General features: G+C 69.5%; 22 protein-coding genes. 6 read left to right on the top strand and 16 right to left on the bottom strand.

Going from position 1 to position 20,494, the window contains the following annotated elements:
* Positions 1-97: 97 nt before the first annotated feature.
* Both B3I25_RS01370 and B3I25_RS01365 read right to left on the bottom strand, forming a co-directional pair.
* Positions 98-1,849, bottom strand: a complete 1,752-nt coding sequence (locus B3I25_RS01370; RefSeq protein WP_286737582.1) for an alpha/beta hydrolase — start codon at positions 1,847-1,849, stop codon at positions 98-100.
* A 215-nt stretch (positions 1,850-2,064) separates the two neighbouring features.
* Entirely contained in the window at positions 2,065-3,018 is a 954-nt protein-coding gene (locus B3I25_RS01365) for a hypothetical protein (protein ID WP_286737581.1), read from the bottom strand.
* A gap of 124 nt (positions 3,019-3,142) precedes the next feature.
* On the opposite strand from B3I25_RS01365, the gene rlmC reads away from it, so the two are divergent.
* Positions 3,143-4,282: a 23S rRNA (uracil(747)-C(5))-methyltransferase RlmC gene (gene rlmC, locus B3I25_RS01360; RefSeq protein WP_144998506.1), complete on the top strand. Its 1,140-nt coding sequence runs from the start codon at positions 3,143-3,145 to the stop codon at positions 4,280-4,282.
* A gap of 167 nt (positions 4,283-4,449) precedes the next feature.
* On the opposite strand, the gene B3I25_RS01355 is transcribed toward rlmC, so the two are convergent.
* From B3I25_RS01355 to B3I25_RS01345, 3 genes are read right to left on the bottom strand one after another with little or no spacing between them, the layout of a single operon-like run.
* A complete protein-coding gene (locus tag B3I25_RS01355; RefSeq protein ID WP_286737580.1) occupies positions 4,450-4,980 on the bottom strand; it encodes a gluconokinase in 531 nt (176 codons plus the stop codon).
* A gap of 5 nt (positions 4,981-4,985) precedes the next feature.
* Complete coding sequence (gene manD / locus B3I25_RS01350; protein WP_286737579.1) at positions 4,986-6,215, bottom strand: D-mannonate dehydratase ManD; 1,230 nt, start codon at positions 6,213-6,215, stop codon at positions 4,986-4,988.
* A 44-nt stretch (positions 6,216-6,259) separates the two neighbouring features.
* Positions 6,260-6,661, bottom strand: a complete 402-nt coding sequence (locus B3I25_RS01345) for a hypothetical protein (RefSeq protein WP_098053632.1) — start codon at positions 6,659-6,661, stop codon at positions 6,260-6,262.
* An 18-nt stretch (positions 6,662-6,679) separates the two neighbouring features.
* On the opposite strand from B3I25_RS01345, the gene B3I25_RS01340 reads away from it, so the two are divergent.
* The 3 genes from B3I25_RS01340 to B3I25_RS01330 all read left to right on the top strand — a co-directional run bounded on the left by B3I25_RS01340 (position 6,680) and on the right by B3I25_RS01330 (position 9,258).
* Positions 6,680-7,165, top strand: coding sequence for a rhomboid-like protein (locus B3I25_RS01340; protein WP_286737578.1), 486 nt, complete (start codon positions 6,680-6,682; stop codon positions 7,163-7,165).
* 261 nt (positions 7,166-7,426) lie between these two features.
* Positions 7,427-8,038: a GntR family transcriptional regulator gene (locus tag B3I25_RS01335; protein WP_064845601.1), complete on the top strand. Its 612-nt coding sequence runs from the start codon at positions 7,427-7,429 to the stop codon at positions 8,036-8,038.
* Positions 8,035-9,258: an MFS transporter gene (locus tag B3I25_RS01330; RefSeq protein WP_206399621.1), complete on the top strand. Its 1,224-nt coding sequence runs from the start codon at positions 8,035-8,037 to the stop codon at positions 9,256-9,258. Before B3I25_RS01335 ends, B3I25_RS01330 begins: the two co-directional genes overlap by 4 nt.
* Positions 9,259-9,337: 79 nt before the next feature.
* Here B3I25_RS01330 and B3I25_RS01325 read toward each other — a convergent pair whose 3' ends face one another.
* Positions 9,338-10,087 (bottom strand): sulfite exporter TauE/SafE family protein, encoded by a 750-nt coding sequence (locus B3I25_RS01325; RefSeq protein WP_064845599.1) that lies wholly within the window; start codon positions 10,085-10,087, stop codon positions 9,338-9,340.
* 149 nt (positions 10,088-10,236) lie between these two features.
* Here B3I25_RS01325 and B3I25_RS01320 point away from each other — a divergent pair, with 149 nt between their 5' ends.
* A complete protein-coding gene (locus B3I25_RS01320; RefSeq protein ID WP_064845598.1) occupies positions 10,237-11,253 on the top strand; it encodes an urea transporter in 1,017 nt (338 codons plus the stop codon).
* Here B3I25_RS01320 and B3I25_RS01315 read toward each other — a convergent pair.
* From B3I25_RS01315 to B3I25_RS01270, 10 genes are all read right to left on the bottom strand, one after another.
* Positions 11,214-12,248, bottom strand: coding sequence for a HoxN/HupN/NixA family nickel/cobalt transporter (locus B3I25_RS01315; protein WP_286737575.1), 1,035 nt, complete (start codon positions 12,246-12,248; stop codon positions 11,214-11,216). The two genes, B3I25_RS01320 and B3I25_RS01315, sit on opposite strands and share 40 nt — an antisense overlap.
* A 45-nt stretch (positions 12,249-12,293) precedes the next feature.
* A complete protein-coding gene (locus B3I25_RS01310; RefSeq protein WP_286737574.1) occupies positions 12,294-13,295 on the bottom strand; it encodes an urease accessory protein UreD in 1,002 nt (333 codons plus the stop codon).
* Entirely contained in the window at positions 13,292-13,903 is a 612-nt protein-coding gene (gene ureG / locus B3I25_RS01305; protein ID WP_035964924.1) for an urease accessory protein UreG, read from the bottom strand. The genes B3I25_RS01310 and ureG overlap by 4 nt, the downstream gene beginning before the upstream one ends.
* A 34-nt stretch (positions 13,904-13,937) precedes the next feature.
* On the bottom strand, positions 13,938-14,759 hold the full coding sequence (locus tag B3I25_RS01300) for an urease accessory protein UreF (protein WP_286737571.1): 822 nt from the start codon (positions 14,757-14,759) through the stop codon (positions 13,938-13,940).
* Entirely contained in the window at positions 14,759-15,244 is a 486-nt protein-coding gene (ureE, locus tag B3I25_RS01295) for an urease accessory protein UreE (protein WP_286737570.1), read from the bottom strand. Before ureE ends, B3I25_RS01300 begins: the two co-directional genes overlap by 1 nt.
* Before the next feature lie 146 nt (positions 15,245-15,390).
* Positions 15,391-17,118: an urease subunit alpha gene (gene ureC, locus B3I25_RS01290; protein WP_206479098.1), complete on the bottom strand. Its 1,728-nt coding sequence runs from the start codon at positions 17,116-17,118 to the stop codon at positions 15,391-15,393.
* Entirely contained in the window at positions 17,115-17,438 is a 324-nt protein-coding gene (locus tag B3I25_RS01285; protein WP_286737569.1) for an urease subunit beta, read from the bottom strand. Before B3I25_RS01285 ends, ureC begins: the two co-directional genes overlap by 4 nt.
* Positions 17,439-17,451: 13 nt before the next feature.
* Positions 17,452-17,754 (bottom strand): urease subunit gamma, encoded by a 303-nt coding sequence (locus B3I25_RS01280; protein ID WP_035964916.1) that lies wholly within the window; start codon positions 17,752-17,754, stop codon positions 17,452-17,454.
* Between the two features lie 330 nt (positions 17,755-18,084).
* Complete coding sequence (locus B3I25_RS01275) at positions 18,085-18,381, bottom strand: hypothetical protein (RefSeq protein ID WP_286737568.1); 297 nt, start codon at positions 18,379-18,381, stop codon at positions 18,085-18,087.
* 46 nt (positions 18,382-18,427) lie between these two features.
* A complete protein-coding gene (locus B3I25_RS01270) occupies positions 18,428-19,759 on the bottom strand; it encodes a DUF2254 domain-containing protein (RefSeq protein ID WP_286737566.1) in 1,332 nt (443 codons plus the stop codon).
* A 120-nt stretch (positions 19,760-19,879) separates the two neighbouring features.
* On the opposite strand from B3I25_RS01270, the gene B3I25_RS01265 reads away from it, so the two are divergent.
* Positions 19,880-20,485: a class I SAM-dependent methyltransferase gene (locus tag B3I25_RS01265; RefSeq protein WP_286737565.1), complete on the top strand. Its 606-nt coding sequence runs from the start codon at positions 19,880-19,882 to the stop codon at positions 20,483-20,485.
* The last annotated feature ends 9 nt before the right edge of the window (positions 20,486-20,494 follow it).

Raw genomic sequence — 20,494 nt, 5'->3', positions numbered from 1 at the left:
AGAGAGCCCCGCACGTGCTGGCAACGCCACCCGTGCGGGGCTCCTGAGTCATTTGCCGGCGGCTGTCATCGGCCCGCTGTCCCGTACACGCCGCGGTTCACACCTCGGGCACGTACGCCAGGACGTAATCCACCATCCGGCGGCACGATTCCGTGGCGAACAGCGAGTGGTCCAACGGGTCCAGGACGGTGAGCGTGCTGCGCGGGCCCAGGCGCTGAGGTGTGACCCCGCAGTGCTTGGCATCGGCGGGTCCGAAGACCGCGTCCACCGTGAGTCCGGGGATCTTGGCGAGCCGGCGCAGCGTGGGTTGCGGGACGTCGATGACCCCCACCCCGGCCGCGAGCGCATTGACCCGAGGTGACGCGTTGCGGGCGCGGTGACGGGTGCCGCGTACCACGGTGCGCGCCGTCGTCCCCACGTAGGCGTTGAGCCCGGCCAGGACGGCATCCCAGCGGGAGCCGGCGGGTGCGTCGTCGGCGGCGGGAGCGGACGACCGCGCTGCCGCCGCCTCGTCCTGCCCGGGCAGGGTTGGGGCCAGGGGGCCGCCGCGCAGGCCCTGGCGCCAGTAGCGCCACGGTGCCCGCTGCCACGCGACGTTGTTGATGACCATGAGCGTGAGTCGTTCGCTCACGGTTGCGGGCAGTCCGTGGGCCGAGGCCACCAGGCCCCACGCGCCCAGACAGATGCCCGCCCCCAGGAGCGGACCGTCCGTGAGTTCGCTCAGGTGCATCACGAGTTCCCGGGACTCGGTGAGCGTGTGGTGAGCGTACGGGTTGGAGTCCTGCGTGATGTCCGAGCGCACGAGCTCACCGGTGTCGGAGCGTTCGGCGAGCAAGCACACGGCGCCGCGCGCGGACGCGAGCAGCGCGGTGCGCAGCCACAGACCGCCGGAGGCCTCCATGACCTCCGAACCCGGGGAGATGAACGCCAGCCCGGGGGCGTCGTGGTCGCGGGTCACCGGCTCGGTGATGATGGCCGGGCGTCGGGCGGCCCCGCTGGTCGAGCGCCGCAGCACCACGGGTGTCCCGGCCACGTCCACGGTGATCTCCTGCTCGGGGACCAGGCCGTCCCCGTCGGGACGAGCGGTGTCATCCGGCGTCGTCCCGGCCGGGGCGGCGTCCAGCGCGGTACGCACGGTGGCGATCAGACGGGCGGGGACGGCAGCCGCGCGGGGGTGCACGTTGATCGGGAGTGCGCCTGCTTCTTCGTCGGACAGGATGCGGATCCGACGATCGGGACCGTCCGCGGGCTCGGGAAGCGCCTTGAGCGCGGCCGCGCCGTGCGAGGACAGCTGCAGGTTCATCAGTTCCGTGCCCTCGCTCACGCGGGGAGGTAGGTCGGGCCCGCCCATGCGGCGCAGCGCGCTCTGGTGGCGCACCCACTGCTTACCGGACACGGGGGCCAGCACCAGCCGGGAGGCCCAGCCATGATCCTCGGTGGCGGCGAGCACGGTGCCGCCCAGGCTGAAGCCCACCCCGTGGACGGGACCGTGGGAGCTCGCCCAATCGCGGACGGTGGTCAGGTCGTCGACCCACAGTCCGGCGTCCACGGCTTCCTCGGCGGTGGGGCTCTGACCGGTCCCGGACCAGTCGAGGCGCACCACACGCCACCCGTGAGCGGCCAGCGCCCGGGCCGTGTGGATCATGCTGCGGGTCAGGGTCACGCGATCGCGTCCCGGGGACCCCACGATGATGACGGTCCCGCCGCGCTCAGTGGCCGTGGGTTCGTGCACGTCCACCGCGATCCACCGGTTCCCGGCAGGCACCCACCCGTGGCGTACGGAGTCCTCCTCGCGAACGCGTGAGCGGTGGCCGGGCCTGGAACGGCGCAGCTGCGAGTACGTGAGCATGAATGATCCCCCAAGTAATACGTGTCTCCGCCGCGGGCGTCCGGTTCTTCCCCAAGAACCTCGGCGCGCTTGCCCCCTGACGAACTTTTGCCCAGACTAACCATTTTCCCCGGGACGGGCGGAGTGAACTGTGCAAAAGCATACGCCTTTGGCATGTGATTCCGGGGTTCCCGAGGGGAAATGCCTGCCCTCCCTTTAGGGGGTACTTAGGGCAGTTACCGGGTTTTCGCGGGGTCCCGCAGGTCGATCCCGAAGACCCGCTTCACCGCGGTGGTCACGTGGCGGCCATAGCGCTGCGAGGACGGTGTCGAGGAGAACGGCAGGAACCTACCGGGGACGTCCGGGTGGGTGATCTTCCCGTGGGTGGGCCCGGACGTGGTGACCTCGAAGCCCGCCCCGCGCAACCGTTCGAGCAGTTCCCTGCGGTTGGTGGGATAGCGGGTGCCGCTGCCCCCGGGTTTCGCGCCGGTGTGCTCGAGGGAGTCGGGGGTGTCCGCCCAGGTCTCGTCCGGGCGCCGGGCGATCGCCCACCCGCTGCGGTAGATCCCCACCACGCGGTGCTCCGCCCGGGTCACCTGCACGCACAGCCGGCCGCGCACGTAGTAGTCGGTGCGCCCGAGGTCCGCGGTCCAGGTGTCCTCGGGGTCCGCCACGACGGCTTGCAGCGCGCTCTCGCTCACGTCCCACACGCCCTGTACGACGACGCCGTCCGCGGGTACCTCGAGCGCCGGGGCCCCCGACAGATCGGAGTCCACGGTGTAGAACGCACGCTCGGGGGCAGTGGTGTCGGGGGTGATGCCCGCGCGCAACAGGCGAACGAACTCCGCGAGCTGCGGGTCCACCGTGAGCTCGCGTGGTGCTTCGGACGCGATGGGCGTGGTGGGTTCCCCGGCGGGGACCGTGCGCGGCCCGGGGCCCGGTTTGGGTGCCCCGCCCGCGGCAGGAACAGCACGGGTGCCGTCCGCGCCGGGAACTGTTCGGGGCCCGGGACCTGACCGAGGCGTCCCGTCCGGCGCTGTTCCGGCCCGAGGTTCGGAGTCATCGCCGACGGCGTCCGCGTCCCCTTGCCGCTCGGAAGGGCGCCACGAGGTGTAGTCCACCGGGCGGACGCCCAGTGCGGGGTCCTTGCGGCCGCGCATCGCGGCGGGGGAGGGGTGTGGGGTGCTCATGGCAGGTCCTCGGGCGGAAGGGGCGGTGTCCGTGCCACGCTGTCACGATACCGCCGGGATTACCAGCGGGCGGGCGGCCCGAGCGGGGAAGGGGCGCGTGCGGCGTCGTCGTAGAATCGAGCGGGTGGAATGCGGATATTACGATCGGGACCTGTGCCGATCCTGCACGGTGATCGAGGTACCCTACGCGCGGCAGCTCGCTCGCAAACAACAGCTCGTGCGCGACCTCGTGGACTCACACGGTGAGCCGCGGTGGCTCGAGCCGGTCGCGTCCGTGGAGGCGGGGTTCCGCAACAAGGCCAAGATGGTCGTGGCCGGGAAGGTCGGCGCACCGACCCTAGGCATCCTGGACCGCGGGGGCCGTGGGATCGACCTGCGCGACTGCCCGCTCTACCCCGAACCCGTGACGCGCGCGATCCACGCGCTCGCCGAGTTCATCGCGAGGGTGCGGCTGTTGCCGTACGACGTGGCCAAGCGGCGCGGCGAGCTCAAACACCTGATCGTCACGGGGAACCCGGACGGGCGGCTCATGATCCGGTTCGTGCTGCGCAGCACCGGGCAGCTGGCCAAGATCCGGGACAACACGGATCTGCTGCGCGAGCTCGTGCCGCACGCGGACGTGCTCTCCGTGAACATCCAGCCCGAGCACAAGGCCGTGATCGAGGGCGCCGAGGAGATCCTGCTCTCGCGGCAGGGCGAGCTGATCATGCCGGTCAACGGCATCGACCTGCGAGTCCGGCCGCGCTCGTTCTTCCAGACGAACACACGGGTCACGGAGCAGCTGTACCGCCAGGTCGCGGACTGGGTGGACGCGGTGGACCCGGCGAGCGTGTGGGACCTGTACTGCGGGGTGGGGGGTTTCGCGCTGCATGTCGCTGCTCCCACGCGCGAGGTCGTGGGCACCGAGATCTCCGCCGAGGCCGTGGCCTCCGCCCGGGACACCGCCCGCGCCATGGGGCTACCGGATGAGGGTCCGGGTTCCGTGCGTTTCCTCGCCGACGACGCCGCCGCGACCCCCGCGGATCTGCCCGGCACCCCGGAGCTCGCGATCGTCAACCCGCCCCGCCGCGGGCTGGAAGCGTCCCTGTGCGCGTGGCTCGAGAACTCATCGGTGGATCATGTCGTGTACTCGTCGTGCAACGCCACGACGCTCGCGCGGGACCTGGGCCGGATGCCGTCCTTGCGGCCCGTGGAAGCACGACTGCTGGACATGTTTCCCCACACCGGACACTACGAGGTCGCGGTCCTACTGCGCAGAGGGTGAGGGGCGGGACTACCGGTTCGATGCCGGCGACCCGGCGAGGCTGACGACGGCGCCGGGCCCGGCGCCATCGTCCCGGGTCGCGGACGGGCACGCGCATCGAAGAAGCGTCCCGGGGTGCCCTGTCGAGCACCCTGGGACGCTTCGGATGCTTGCCGCGAAGGCGTGGACTACGAGTTCGCCGCCGCGATGGCCCGCAGCTTGGTCACTGCCTCGTTCACCATGTCCGGCACGGACTGATCGATGTCGAGCTTGTAGCCGCCCTCCTCCTGCGCGAGCGACTCGAGGGTGTCCAGCTGGGACTGCAACAGCGTGGCCGGCATGAAGTGCCCGCTGCGGCCCTCGATCCGCCGGGTCAGCACCGCCACGGACCCGTCCAGGTGCAGGAACAACGCCGACGGCGCTTGCGAGCGGATCCGTTCCCGGTACTTGCGCTTGAGCGCGGAGCACGCGATCACCATGCCCTCGTGCTGTTCACCCCGCTCGTGCAGTGTGCGGCCCACGATCTCGAGCCAGGGCCAGCGGTCGTCGTCGTCGAGCGGCGTGCCCGAGGCCATTTTCTGGACGTTCTCGATGGGGTGCAAGCTGTCCCCGTCGACGAAGTCCACACCCAGCTCGTGGGCCACGAGCGTGCCGATCGTGGTCTTGCCCGACCCCGAGACGCCCATGACCACCACGAGCGGTGCGATGTCCGTGCTCACCCCGCTCACCGGTCGTGCACCGTGCCGTCGGTGAGGCGGTTGTAGGGCAGGTGCGCGGTGGTGTACTCGTACTTCTCCGCCTCATCCTCGTTGATCTCCACGCCCAGGCCCGGGGTGTCGGAGGGGTGCAGCAGACCGTTCTCGAACGTCATGTGCTGACGGAAGACCTGGCTGGCCTTCTCCGAGTGAGGCATGTACTCCTGCAGGCCGAAGTTGTGGATGGCCATGCCCACGTGCAGCTGCGCCGCGAAGCCCACGGGGGAGACGTCCGTGGAGCCGTGGAAGCCGGACTTGACCTGGTACATCGCGGCATAGTCCATGACCTTCTTCAGCGGGGAGATCCCGCCGAAGCGCGTGGACGCGCAGCGCACGTAGTCGATCAGCTGTTCGGAGATCAGGTCCTTGATGTCCCAGATCGTGTTGAAGACCTTGCCGATGGCGAGCGGCTGCGTGGTGTGCTGACGCACCAGCCGCAGGGCCTCCTGGTTCTCCGCCGGGGTGCAGTCCTCGAGCCAGAACAGGTCGTAGGGCTCGAGCGACTTGCCGAGCTTGGCTGCCTGGATGGGAGTCATGCGGTGGTGGCCGTCGTGCAACAGGGGCAGCTCCGGGCCGAACTCGTTGCGCACGGCCTCGAAGACGGACGGAATGTGGCGCAGGTACGGGCGGGTGTCCCAGTTCTCCTCCGCGGGCAGCGCGGCACGCTGTGCCGGCTGGTAGTCGGAGCGCTCGCCGGAGGCCTGCGGCTGGGCGGCCACGCCGTACAGCGCGGTGATCCCCGGGACCGAGGACTGCACGCGGATCGCGGTGTAGCCGTGCTCCTGCTCGGAGCGGATCGAGTCGAAGATCTCCTCGGTGTCCCGCCCGGAGGCGTGGCCGTACGTGGACAGCCCGCGGCGGGAGGCGCCACCGAGCAGCTGGTACACCGGCATGCCGGCCACCTTGCCCTTGATGTCCCACAGGGCCATGTCCACCGCGGCGATCGCGGCCATGGTCACAGGGCCGCGGCGCCAGTAGCCGGAGCGGTACAGGAACTGCCACGTGTCCTCGATGTTTGCCGGGTCGCGGTCGATCAGCAGGGGTGCCACGTGGTCGGACAGGTACGTGGCCACCGCCAGTTCGCGGCCGTTGAGGGTCGCGTCACCGATCCCGGTGACACCCTCGTCGGTCGTGAGCTTGAGCGTCACGAAGTTGCGTGAGGGACTGGTGACGATGACCTTGGCTTCGGTGATCTTCATGGTGTTTCCTCTCTGGAACGGTGGGCCCGCTCGATTATGGCGGATCAGCGTGTGGACGGGCCGGACCCGTCGCCGCGCTCGGACGGCACAGACGGGCCCTGGGTGGTCATGGGGTGGGAATCCCGGGCCGTGGGGCCGGGGCGGTCGGTGCGGGCCCCCGCGGGAGCCGGGACCTCACCGGGGTGCAGCTGCTCGTGGCGCAGCGAACGGTTGGCCTCGATGGACTTCATGATGTCCTTGAACTTTGCCTCCGTGAGCGGGTAGCCGGCCATGATGAGCATGACGATCAGGAAGATCACCGCGGGGATCAACCCGCCCGCGACCGCCATGCCGTTCACGGTGTCCGGGCTCTGCTGCGGGGCGTGCTGGTCGAACGCCACGACCACGAGCGGCAGGGCGCGCTCGGCGAGGGAGCGTTCCTCGTGGAGCAGTCCACGAGTCTGCATTAGCTGGGCATCAATCCGGTGACCGTTCTGCTGCGCAGCGCCATGTACGTCTCACCCATCGAGCTCGCGGTGTGGTGGGTCGCGTTCTCCCTGGTCGTGGTGCCCAGGGAACATCGCTCCGGGTGGCGGCGCGTGTTCGCCGGCTTCGTGATCGGGCACGTGGGTGCCACCGTGTCCACCGCGGCACTGCAGATGTGGGAGGCCCAGGCCTTCCCGAATCCCGACCTGATCCCGGAACGGATCGACGTGGGCGCGAGCTACGGGTTCTTCGCGTTCGCCGCGCTGGCCACCTATCACGGTCCCGCGCGCCGCAGGCTCCTGTGGGCCGCGGGGCTCGTGGCCGCGGCGGCCGGGGGAATGGTCCTGGATTTCGGATGGACGGCCATCGGGCACGCGATCGCTGTGCTGCTGGGTTTCGCGTGCTACCGACTCGTGAATCCCGACGCCGCCGTGCACCACGAGGCGCGCGTCCGGGCTCGGCGGCTGTACGAGATGGAGCACTGATCCGGCACGGGCCTCGGTCCCGTGGGTTCGGATCGGCAGAGTTGGACCGCGCTACGGATTGCGACGGCGCAGCAGAGTTCGACGACGCTGCGGAGCCACTCGTCCCGGTTGCCCGAGTGACGTGCGACACTTAGTATGCAGCTTGTATCTATGCAACCCGCGGACTGATCGCCGCGGGTTGCCGCTCGCCCCACACCCCGGGGCACGCGGCCGTGCCAGCGGGTACGGAACCGGCCGGAGCGACGTCGAACAGGGAGCACCATGGCGTACAACGCGGCCGAGCGCGCGTACGAGCACGTCAAGGCCAGGATCCTCACGGGGGAGCTGGACGGGCACATGTTGTCCGAGGGCGTCTTCGCCACGGAGCTGGGGGTCTCCCGGACTCCGGTCCGTGAGGCGTTCCTGCGGCTCCAGGTGGAGGGGCTCATGCGGCTCTACCCCAAGCGTGGTGCGCTCGTGGTGCCGGTGGGCCCGCACGAGTCCCGCGAGGTGCTCGCTGCGCGGCGGGTCGTGGAATGCGCGAGCGTGAAGGAGGCGATCGGGGATCCCGATCTGCCCGACACCCTCGCCGACCTCCTGGAACAGCAGCGAAAGGCTGCGGGCACGCCGCGATTCGGTGAGCTGGATGCCGCGTTCCACACCGCTCTCGTGGAGGCCGCGGGCAACAGTCTGTTGAGCGGTTTCTACCAGGGGTTGCGGGACCGGCAGATCCGGTTGATCGCCACCGCGGTGCGCACGGCCCAGGAGCGGTCTGACGAGATCCTGGCGCAGCACGCGGAGATCGTGGCGGGCGTTCGGGAAAAAGATACGGAACGGGTGGAAGCCCTGTTGGCGGAGCATTTGCAGCGCGTGTACGAAGGGATCGTGTCATGAGTGTGAAACCCTGGATGAGGGTCAGTTCGGCGCTGTTGGCGGTGGCGTGGGGTGGCAACGAGTTCACCCCGTTGCTCGTCATGTACCGCACGGTGGAGGGGTACGAACAGGTGGCCGTGGACATGCTCCTGGCCGCGTACGTCCTGGGGATCGTGCCGGCCCTGTTGATCGGCGGGCCGTTGTCCGATCGGCACGGGCGGCGGGCACTGATGATCCCCGCGCCCATCCTCGCGATGGTGGGCAGCATCCTGTTGGCCCTGGGGGCCGGGAGTCTGGTGCTGCTTTTCGTGGGCCGGGTCTTCTCCGGGCTGGCCCTGGGACTGGGCATGGCCGTGGGGACCTCGTGGATCAAGGAGCTCTCCGATCGGCCGTACGAGGAGCACCCGGAGCGGGTCTCGGGCGCTCGCAGGGCGTCCCTGTCGCTCACGGCCGGTTTCGCCCTGGGTGCCGTGATCGCAGCGACGCTCGCCCAGTTCGCCCCGCTGCAAACCGTGTTGCCGTACGTGATCAACCTCTTGATCTGTCTGCCCGCGGTCCTGCTGGTCGCGGGAGCACCCGAGACCCGCTACGCAAGCGCACCGCACGGCTCCCTCCTGTCCGATCTGAAGATCCCGGCCACGCGTCAGCACCGGTTCTGGTTCGTGGTGGCGCCGTCCGCGCCCTGGGTGTTCGGATGCGCGGCGTCCTCGTACGCGATACTCCCGGCGCTCATGGCGGACGTCGTGGGCCCGGACTACGGCATCGCGTTCTCGGGGCTCATGTGCCTGGTGGGCCTGGGCTGCGGGTTCTTCATCCAGCCCCTGGGCCGTCATCTGGACCGGGACGGTTCCATCCGTTCGCTCGCCGTGGGCATGGTCGCGGTGATCCTGGGCATGCTCACCGGGGTGGCCGCCGCCTCAACCCTGAACATCCTGGTGGTCCTCGCGGCCTCCGGGGTCCTGGGTTGCGGCTACGGGCTCGTGCTGGTCTCCGGGTTGCAGGAGGTCCAACGCATCGCCCGCCCGGACGACCTCGCGGGACTCACCGCGGTCTTCTACTCCCTGACCTACATGGGCTTCTTCGTGCCCATGGTCCTCGCACTGATCGCCCGGTTCACGTCCTACCCGTGGCTGTTCGCCTCCGGTGCCGTGATCGCGGCCCTGTGCCTGGGCGTCATGGCCTACGGGCGGCGGCACGAGGTGCGCGACCTGGACGCGCTCGAGGCGGCGGCCGCGCGGTAGCAGGGGCAGCGGCGTCGTCGTCCCGTGACGAATGCGCCCGTACGGCGGGTGATGCCGGGTCGTCGCGGGGCGGCCGTGCTCAGCCGAGGACCAGGGTCGCCGCGCCGCGCAACAGGACGACGACGCCGCCCGCGGCCGCGAGCGCCATGGCCAGTTTCTGCGCGGTCGCCTTGGTGAGGTGGCGGGACAGCCAGGTCCCCACCGCGATCCCGGCCAGGACCGTGAGCACGAGCGCGCCCACGGCCGCGAGCGCGGGGACGGGCAGGGCGAAGTGCACCCCGGCCGCGAGTTTGGAGACCACCGACAAGGCCCCCATGGACATGAATACGGGCTGCATCGTGGCCGCGAACCGGTGTTGGTCCCAGCGGGTCACGCGCGAGTAGATCACCATGGCGGGGGCCGCCACACCCGCGGTGGAGTTGAAGAATCCTCCGATCACCCCGGTCGGGACCATGGCCTTGCGACGGGAGAGCTCGGGGGTCGCGGGGGAGAAGCGCGTGACGGCGAGGCCCGCGAGCACCACCGCACCCACGGCCACCTGCAACCACGCGCTCGGCACCCAGCGCACCACGAGCGCTCCGGCCACGATCCCGGGCACGGCGGACGCGACCAGCACCGCCGCGTGCCGCCATTCCACGAATCGGCGCACGGACAGGGTGATCAGGAAACCGGAGCACGTGGTGGCCGCGTTCGTCGCGAGGACTCCCGGGCCGGGACCCATGATCAGGGACAGCACCGGTGCCACCACGAGGCCCACCCCGGTGCCGGACACCCGTTGCAGGACGGTACCCACGAGCACGGCGAGCAGGGCGGCGATGAGGATCAACATGGGCGGCTTCCGGTGAGCGGGGTCAGTGGTTCGAGGGTATCCGTGTGTGCGCCGCCGGGTGGCACCGCGTGGGATCCGTGGCGCATATCATGGGTGCTGCACCCGGGACATGGGTCGCGACCTGGGGATGACGGTAGGAGGATAGGGGCATGAACTTCCTCCGCGGCATCGTCCGGGCCCAAGGCCAGATCTTCCTGCAGGCCGGATGGGGCCCCGCGGTGTTCGCGCTCGCCGCCATGACGGTGGCGTCCGCGTGGTTCGCGCTCGCCGCGCTCGCGGGGGCGGCGGTCCAGGCAGGGTGTGCGCTGGCGCTCGCCGGGTGGGACGACGCGCGGGGCCTGCACCGTCTCCGGGAGGGCGGGACCCGGGCCCGGAGTGGCATCCCGGGACACGATCCCGAGAGCTCACGGGTCGGTGCGAGGGCCCTGGCCCGGAGCCGAGCCGGGGTGATCCCCGCAGAGGTAGACCAGGGATTGCACGGGTTCAACGGTGCCCTGACGGGGTGTGCCGCGGTGCTCGCGTGCGGGCCCGGGATCCCCGCGGCGTTGTGGACCCTCGCGGGTTCGGCGGTCTGCGCGCTGATCGTGTGGGGCGCCCCCAAACTCTCGTGGCCCGAATCCCTTCCGCTGCTCACGGGGCCGTTCTGCCTGGTCAACAGCATCGCGGTGGCCGTAGCGGCCCCGTTCGAACGGACCCAGGGAGCCGTGGTGCCCCTGGGCTCCCCCGTGCACGACGTACTCGCCGGGGCCGTGCGGGGAGCGCACCAGGTAATCCTGGGCGGTTCCGTGCTGGGCGGGCTGTTGGTGCTCGCGGGGATGTTCGCCGCCGGGTGGCGGGCCGGTGTGTGGGCGGCGGCCGGGACCCTGGTGGGCACGCTCGCCGGGTTCGTGGGGATCGGGCAGGGCCCCGCCGCATCCGGGTTGCTGGGCTACGGCGCGATGCTCGTGACCGTGGCGCTCGGTGTCGCGTTCCCCGCGCGGGGGTCCCGCATCCTGCGGATCGGGGTGCCCGTCCTGGCCGCCGCGCTCACCGTGCCGCTGTGGTGGGTCATCACGGCCGTGGGGGTCGCGCCGTACACGTGGCCCTTCGTACTCGTCACGTGGACCGTTCTGGCGCTACGCTCCCGTCAGTGGAGGGCGGGGGAGGCCCGCCACGACGAGCGGTGAACCAGGGCGAAGATCCCCCACACCGCGAGCAGCCCCGCGATCAACAACAGTCCCGCGTGGCCCAGCTCCACGGAGGCGAGGAAAGTGGTGAGCGGATCGTTCAGGTCGAACGCGGTGTTGAGCACCGCGCCCACCGTGATGAAGGCGATGAACAGGGCGGAGACCGCGGAGATGCCCGTGATCACCGCGTTGAACCCGAGTTTGCGCACGGGATCGCGCCACGTGGAGCCGTACATGCGCAGCACGGCCAGTCCGTTGAGGGAATCGCACAGGCACATGCCCGCGGCAAAGAAGAACGGCAGGGAGATCAGGGTCCACGTGGACACCCCTGCCACGGACGCGGACGCCGTGATGATCAACAGGGACACGGTGCTCGCGGTGTCGAAACCCAGACCGAAGAGGAAACCGAGCACGTAGATGTTGCGCGGGCTCTTGACCCGCTGCAGCGGCCGGTCCAGGACGCGGGCGATCAACCCCTGGGACCGCATGTCCTTCTCCGTGATCCGCTGCCCGTCCGCCACCGCGCGCCGCAGCCGCCACGACCGCACGCTCGCGGTGGCGTTGTACGTTCCCAGCACCAGCAGGAAGACCCCCGACACCGTGCCACCGATGATCCCCAGCGCGGTGTTCGCGGTGGTGCCCTCCTCGATGAACGAGGACACGAACGTGGCCCCGAGCACCACCAGGACTCCCGCGAGGATCACGACCGAGCTGTGCCCCAGGCTGAACGCGAGACCCACGCTCGCCGGTCGCTTGCCCTGGGAGATGAACCGGCGGGTCGAGTTGTCGATCGCGGCGATGTGGTCCCAGTCGTAACTGTGCTTCACCCCCGTGAGGTAGCACGTGACCACGAGTCCGATGGACAAGGGAACGGAACTCTCCAGGGCCCCGGCACCCAACATGCCCAGCGCGAGGACGTGCAGCAGCACCACCGCGCCCAGGGTTGCGAGCACCCGGGAGCGCAGACTCCACTCATTCACTGCCGTGCGGGTCACCGCCGTACTTCCACCGGTGCGCGTCATCTCTACCTCCAACGGACGTCAGTACTTCCTCAGGTTCACGGGCCCCTGGCCGAAGAACCGTTCGCGAACCACGGCCACCGCGGCCAGGATCAGCTCGTCGATCTCCTGCGTCGAGTTGCCCAGCACACGCAACGCGAACCCGGGCACGGCCAGGGCGGAGGCGCCGCCACGGAGGTGCCCCGCGCGCTCGGTGAGCAGCGCGCGGACGGCTGCCAGAGCGGCGTCGTTCACGCGGGGATCCAGGACCAGCAGCGAACCCACGTGGCTGAACCTCTCGAACGAGCCCACACCGTCAAACCCCGGCTCATCCCCGGAGGGTTCCAGGCGGATGTTGTCGAGCGCCACGGGGCGCCCGGACATCCGCACCTCGGTGCGCAACCGGACACTGTCGTAGCGGAACGGCTCGCCCGTGGGGGACCAGCCGGGCGTGACGACCTCCGCGAGCACCAGGGTCGCGGACGGGTCCATGTCCACGAGCGTGTGCTGCCGATAGCGCGAGTCCCGGTAGGCGATCAATTGGTCCGGCAGGTACTCGAGCCGCGCGCCCGAGCCCAGGCACACCGTCATCTCCTGGGTCGAAAGACCCACGGGGGTGCGGTAGACCTTGGTCGCGGACTGGGTGGTCAGCAGCAGGTCCGCGCCGTCCCCGACCGTGACGGCCACGCGGTAACGGTCACCGTCCAGGTACGCGCCGCCGGGATTGACCACCGTGTAGGTCACCTGCCCACTCGCGTCCAGGTAGTGCGGGCGCAGCACGCGCAGCGCCCCGCGGTGGAACTGGTGGGTCGCCACGGAACGCCCCGGGCGCGCCGTGATTCCCAGTTCCAGTTCACCGCGCCACGTCTCTCGCGCAGTTCCGGGGGACGACGACGCCGCGGTCACCGTGTTCGCCGATGCCGCCACAGTCAGCTTGGTCGCAGCTGTCCCCGCGGTCGTCGACGCCGACTCGGACGCGTCGTCCCGCGTGGCCGTCGGCGCGGCGGAGGCGTGCGTGTCGGTCACCGGTGCGGCTGGGCTCACGCGAGGTCCTGCATGAGGACGTCGTGGCGCAACCACTCGATCACGTGCTCGAGGCCCTCGTCCGTCTTCAGATTGGTGAAGCAGAACGCCTTGTCCCCGCGGAACTGGCGGGAATCGGCCTCCATGACCGTGAGGTCCGCCCCCACGTGCGGCGCCAGGTCCGTCTTGTTGATGATGAACAGATCGGACTTGATCATGCCCTGGCCGGCCTTGCGGGGGATCTTCTCGCCCTGGGCCACGTCGATGATGTAGATCGAGAAGTCCACGAGCTCGGGGCTGAACGTGGCGGAGAGGTTGTCCCCGCCGGATTCCACGAACACGACCTCGAGGTCCGGGTGCTCCTGCTCCAACCGGTCGATCGCCGCCTGGTTCATGGAGGTGTCCTCGCGGATCGCGGTGTGGGGGCACCCGCCGGTCTCGAGTCCCACGATCCTGTCCAGGGGCAGCACGCTGTTGCGGGAGAGGATCTTGGCGTCCTCGATCGTGTAGATGTCGTTGGTGATCGCCGCCATGGAGATGTCCTGGCTCAGCGCCCGGGTGAGGCGTTCGATCAACTGGGTCTTGCCCGCGCCCACCGGTCCGCCGATCCCGATCTTCACTGCCGTCATGTGGTTTATTCCTCCGTACGTTCGGTGGCGCGGTTCAGCTCATGAACATGCGCGCGCGTTGGGTTTCGTGGTGCATCTGGGCGATCTCCAACCCCGGGGAGACCACGCCCAGATCGGACATGTCGAGTGCGGAGATGCGTTCCCACGCGGCCGCGACCCGGGGGCGCAGTGCCCCCAGGGTGCGCTGGCCCGCGTTCTGCCCGATGGGGATCCCGCGCACCGCGTTCTGGGTCAGCGAGGTGAGGGTGGAGAACAGGAAGGCCTGCGTGATCGCTGCCGGGGGCACACCGTGGTCCACCCCGATCAGCGCGAACACGATCGCCTGGTGGCCGCGGCACGTCCCCTCCGCCACGAGGCGGGCGTAGCGTTCCAGTCCCGGGCCGGGTAGGGACAGCGTGCCGATCTCGAGCAGCCGGCGTCCCATGGTCAGCCCGGCTTGTCGCACCTGGGCCGGTAGGGCCTGGGCGAACATGAGGGCGTCGAGTCGGACGAGGCCGGCGTCGAAGTCGGAGTCGGGTGTCGCGTCCGCCGGGGCTGCGGGGGGATCCGCGGGCGACGCCGCGCCGTCGGCGGCCGCCAGCGCGGAAGGTGCCGTGCCCGCCGAGGCTCCGTTCGCCGTCGTCCCCGCGAACAACTCCGCGGTGAGCCGCACGGCCAGACCGTCCGCGTAGACGAGCTGGTGGTCGAGGAAACGTTCCAGCCAGTCCTGGAAGCTCGCTTGGTCCGACACGGTGCCACGTTCCAGGTAGGTCTCCATGCCGAACGTGTGCGCGAACGCCCCCGTGGGCAGCGCGGAATCGCAGATCTGCAGCAGCGGCAGGAGAGATCCCGCCCAGTCCTGTGCGTCCCCGGTCATTAGTGCGTGTGCTCCGCGTGGCGGAACGGGACCGGCATCACGCGTTCCTGCCGCTCGTACGGCACGCCGTGCTCGTCCAGGTACTGGGTCACCGTGTGGTCGAACTGCACCACCATGACCTCTGCGCCGTATTCGGAGGACGTGTCGAAGAACTGGGCCTGCAGGTGCCGGTTGCCCAGCCCGTGCGCCGTCACGCCCATCTCGGTGATGGTGCGCGGGGCGATCACGAGCACGTCCGAGGCCTCGACGGACACGACGACGACGCCGCGCTCGTCCCGGAGCAGGATGTCCCCGTCCTGGAGGTCGCCGACCGCGCCGCGCGGACTGTCCAGGCGCAACCCCAGGGTGCGGCCGTGATCCGTGGTCACGCGCTGGATCCGCTTCACGAGTTCGGAACTGGGCAGCACCACCTTCTCCACGTGCAGCCCCTGCCGTTCGGAGGGGGACAAATCGGCCAGGTTGCCCAGGACGCGGTCGACGATCACGAGATCCTCCTTGTCGGGAACGTGTCGGGAATGGTTGGTCGGGGTGCCGGTGCCGGGGCGGCAACGACGGGCCCGTAACGACTGGTTGGCGGCGCCGGGTGCCAGCCGAGCGCCGTCGTCCGCGGATTGCCGGCGGCCGCGTGGGCTCAGAACAGGAAGTACCGCTGGGCCATGGGGAGCACGTCCACGGGCTCGCACGTGACCTTCTCGCCGTCCACGCGCACCTCGTAGGTTTCGGGGTCCACGTCCAGCTCGGGGGTCTCGCCGTTGAACGCGAGGTCGGACTTGCGCAGGGACCGGATGCCGTGGACCGCCTTGACGGTCTTCCGCAGACCGAGCTGCTCCGGGACGCCCGCGTCCACGGCCGCCTGGGACATGAACGTGATGGAGGAGGAGTGCACCGCGGAACCCAACCCGCCGAACGAACCGCGCATGGTCATGGGCTGGGGCGTGGGGATGGACCCGTTGGAATCACCCATGAGGGAGGAGACCACCTGCCCGCCCTTGAACACCATGAACGGTTTGACGCCGAAGAACGCAGGTTCCCACAGCACCAGGTCCGCGAACTTCCCGGCCTCCACACTGCCCACGTAGTCACTCACACCGTGGGCGAGCGCGGGGTTGATCGTGTATTTGGAGATGTAGCGCTTGAGCCGGAAGTTGTCGCCGCGCTCGGTGTCCCCGTCCAGCTTGCCGCGCTGCTTCTTCATCTTGTCCGCGACCTGCCACGTCCGCAGGATCACTTCCCCCACGCGGCCCATGGCCTGGGAGTCGGAGCTCGTGATGGAAAAGATGCCCATGTCCTGCAACACGTCCTCCGCAGCGATCGTCTCCGGGCGGATGCGGGAATCCGCGAACGCCACGTCCTCGGGGATGTCAGGGTTGAGGTGATGGCACACCATGAGCATGTCCAGGTGCTCCTCCTCCGTGTTGCGTGTGAACGGCAACGTGGGGTTCGTGGAGGCGGGCAGCACGTTGGGGAACGCGGCGATCTTGATGATGTCCGGGGCGTGGCCGCCGCCGGCACCCTCGGTGTGGTACGTGTGGATGACCCGCCCGTCGATGGCCTTGATCGTGTCCTCCACGAACCCGGCCTCGTTGAGGGTGTCCGTGTGGATGGCCACCTGCACGTCGTAATGGTCGGCCACCTTCAAGGAGTTGTCGATCGCCGCGGGCGTGGCGCCCCAGTCCTCGTGCACCTTGAGCCCAATGGCACCGGCTTTGATCTGCTCGGCCAGCGGTTCCACCGCACTCGCGTGCCCCTTGCCCAGCAGGCCCACGTTCATGGGAAAGTTCTCGACGGCGCGCAGCATGTTCGCGAGGTTCCAGGACCCGGGCGTGATGGTCGTGGCCTTCGTGCCCTCCGCGGGTCCGGTACCGCCACCGATCATGGTGGTGATCCCCGAGTTCAGGGCGGTAGCGAACTGGTCGGGGCTGATGAAGTGGATGTGGGTGTCCAGGCCCCCGGCGGTGAGGATGCGGCCCTCACCGGCCACGGCCTCGGTCGCGGGACCGATCACCACGTCCACGCCGTCCATGATGTTGGGGTTGCCGGCCTTGCCGATGGCCAGGATCCGTCCGTCCCGCAGCCCCACGTCCGCCTTGTAGATGCCCGTGTGGTCCAGGACGATCACGTTGGTGATCACGGTGTCTGCCACGGCCAGGTCACCCGGGGCGCCGTCGCGGACGGTGTTGCCGTCCTGACCCATCCCGTCGCGGATGACCTTGCCGCCGCCGAACACGGTCTCGTCACCGTGGCTCGTGAGGTCCTTCTCCACCTCCAGGAACAGGTCCGTGTCCGCGAGCCGGACGGCGTCCCCCGTGGTGGGGCCGTACAGACCGGCGTACTGCTGCCGGGACATCTCGAAGCTCATGAGCGTTCCTCACTGTCCAGGGGGCCGTTGACGACGTTGCGGAATCCGAACACGGCACGGTCACCGGCCATCGCCACCAGGCGGACGGTCTTCTTGTCCCCCGGTTCGAAGCGCACGGCCGTGCCGGCGGGGATGTCGAGGTGGAAGCCGCGGGCGGCGTCGCGATCGAAGCGCAGCGCCGGGTTGGTCTCCGAGAAGTGGAAGTGGGAGCCCACCTGCACCGGGCGGTCGCCGGTGTTGGTGACGTCCAGCTCCACGGTGTCGCGGCCCTCGTTGCACACCACGGGGGTGTCCGCCAGGACGTATTCGCCAGGGATCATGGGAGTCTCCTGCCTATCGGATGGGGGTGTGGACGGTGACGAGCTTGGTGCCGTCCGGGAAGGTGGCCTCCACCTGGACGTCCGAGATCATCTCGGGCACACCCTCCATGACGTCGTCCCGGCCGAGGATGGTGGTCCCCCAACTCATGAGGTCCGCCACCGTGCGGCCGTCCCGGGCGCCCTCGATCAGTTCGTAACTGATGATCGCCACGGCCTCCGGGTAATTGAGCTTCAGGCCCCGAGCCTGGCGTCTGCGTGCGAGGTCCGCGGCGACGACGATCTGCAGTTTCTCCTGCTCGCGAGGGATCAAGTGCATTGCGGCTCCAAGGATGGTCAGAAGGACGTCCGGCAGGGAAAGAAGGCTACCTAACAACCGGCATGATACGCCTGACGCGTGAAAACACACTCCGTAGTGCTCCGTCGTGTTCTTAGGAGTTGCCCGGGAGCCGTCCGGGCCTGCGCTCGGAGGTGCCCGAGTGGCACAGGTCGCCGGGCCCGGTCGACGACGCCGCGCAGTGCCCGACGCCGCGTTGGGTGCGCTCCGCGGGTACGACGACGCCCGGGCTTCGTGTGCGGAACCCGGGCGGCGTCGTCGCGCAGTGGTCGTGGCGCGTTCGCTACGCGCGGGCACCACGAAGGATGGAGCCTACAGCTTCCACTCCCAGGCCTGGTCCACGAAACCGGGCGCATAGACCAGGGTTCCCGTTTTCGCGGGCACGTCCAACACGATCTTGCCGGTCGCACGCTCGGCGGGCCCCATCTCCGGGATCCGCTCTGCATCGGGCAAGCACATGTAGGACGCGGCTGATGCCACCGAGTTCGCCGTGGTCCCGGCCGGAGTGATGAATTTCCATTCGTGCGGATTGAACGTGTAATCAGTGCCGTAGAAGGCCTCTTGGAACTGTTCCCTCGGTCCGGTCTCAGCGGACACGTCGAGGGTCACGAAGTGCCCGTTCTCGGGTTTCTGTGCGTAACCCGGCGGGGGCGGGTCACCGACTGTGGTCGGCGGGATCCGTGTGGTCGGAGGACAGGGAGCGGAGGTGGCGTAGATCCTCGGGGTGCATGTCCTTCTGCGCTTCGAGCCCGTCGAGCAGCAGTTGCATCTGTCGCTGCAGTGCCGGAACCAGATCGGGGTGCCCCTGGTCTCGCAGGTGGGTGATCAGCATCCGCAGCTCCCGCAACATGGTGGCGGCCACGTCCGGCTGGTCGAGGCACGTCTGCCGGAGCTGATCGAAGGCGTGGGCGATGTATTCCTCATGGGAGAGGTTCCAGGGCTGGACGAGCACCCGGTGGGATCCGTCCTGCAACGCTGGGGGCGGAAGTGGAGTGATGAGCAACGTCCGCATCAGACTCCCCAGCCGCAGGATGACCTCCACGGCGGTCGTGGGGTCATTCACAGCCGGGCTCAGGGCACGCAGCCCGATGTCCACGAGCTGCCGGATGGAGAAGTCGACGTCCTGGAGCGTGGTGCGCATGTCGGACACGCCGATCGACTCGGCGAGACCCTTCCTGCTGGCGGCCGAGGGGCGGGGCCACACCGTCAACAGGGGTTCACCGGTGTGGATGTAAGCACCCACGCGGGTGTCCATGCGCACGGTGGTGTCGGGGGAGGCGGCCGCGAGGAGCTGGCGGATGTCCACCTGGCTGATCCATCCGCTGCGCGTGGCGGGAATGACCGCGGCGTCATCGGGGGCATCGTGGAAGTCCCGGGGGTCGACCTCACGCATCCCGGAGGGCACTTCGTCGAGTGCGGCGGCCACCTTCTCTCCCTCGTCCGCGATGACCCGGGCCACGTTGCCCACCTGGAGCCCGTGGGCCAGGTGATCCAGGTGCACGATGATGCCGATCACGGTGATCAGCGTCAGCACCACGGCGAGCGTCAGCGACACCTTCGGCGCAGGGGCCGTGGTCTCCCCGCTGACACTGGGCAGCGCCAGCACGCAGTAGAAGAAGGTGGCCACGAGCAGGCCGATCACGCGCTGACTCAGCCGGTCCCGGATGAAGGACCGCATGACCCGAGGTGAGAACTGGCTGCTGGCCAACTGCAGGCTGACCACGGTCAGGGAGAACACCACGCCCACGGTGGTGATCATCGCCCCGGCCACGGTGGCCAGCAACCACGTGGCCGCGTTGCTGCTCATCTCCAGCGTGAACGGCACGTGGGTGTCGTACCCCAGGGCGTGATCGACGGACGTCGCGATGATTGCCAACACGATCCCGCCCAGCATGATGATGGCGGGATAGAGGAACAGGCTCTCCTCGAATCGGTACCGCAGCGCCGCGAGGCGCAGCCGCCACGAGACGCCTCCACGTCCAGCCACTGTCTGTCCTCCGAGCATTGTTCGCCGACGAGCCTGCCGATCGTCAGCCTACCCAGACCGTTCACGGAGGCGGGCACGCGGAGCGTGGGCAAGGGGGCGGCACCTCGATAGCCTGGCCTCATGACGGAACAGAACAAGTGGCTTGCCCAGGTGGCTCGGAACCCCGGGCATTCCCAGTGGTACATCGAACGGTTCCGCACCATGGCCGCGCGCGGGGAGGACATTGTGGGGGAGGCCCGGCTCATCGACGCCATGGTTCCCCGCGGCGCTCGCATCCTGGATGCCGGGTGCGGAGCGGGGCGGCTGTCCGGGTACCTACACGCGGCCGGGCATCGGGTGGTCGGGGTGGACGTGGATCCCGAGTTGATCGACGCCGCCCGGCAGGACTACCCGGGCCCTGAGTATCGCGTGGCCGATCTCGCCGTACTGGCCGACATGGACCTCGGGGACGCCTTCGACGCCATCGTGTGCGCGGGCAACGTGGTCACGTTCCTAGCGGAAAACACCCGGCGGGACGTGCTGCGCGGCTTCCGCAGTCACCTGGGTCAGGACGGCCGCGCGGTGGTCGGTTTCGGCGCGGGGCGCGGCTACTCCGCCGCGGAGTTCTTCGCCGACGCTGCTGCGGAGGGTCTCACACCGCAACTCACCCTGGCGGGGTGGGACGTACGCCCCTGGTCCCCGGACAGCGAGTTCCTCGTGACCGTGTTGGGCGCTGCGGCGGAGTGAGCCGCGGCG

The sequence above is a fragment of the Kocuria sp. UBA1838 genome (genome assembly GCF_002338785.1).
GTDB classification, from domain to species: domain Bacteria; phylum Actinomycetota; class Actinomycetes; order Actinomycetales; family Micrococcaceae; genus Kocuria; species Kocuria marina.
The sequence above is the reverse complement of the archived record's forward strand: the minus strand, read 5'-3'. Positions and strand labels throughout refer to the sequence as shown.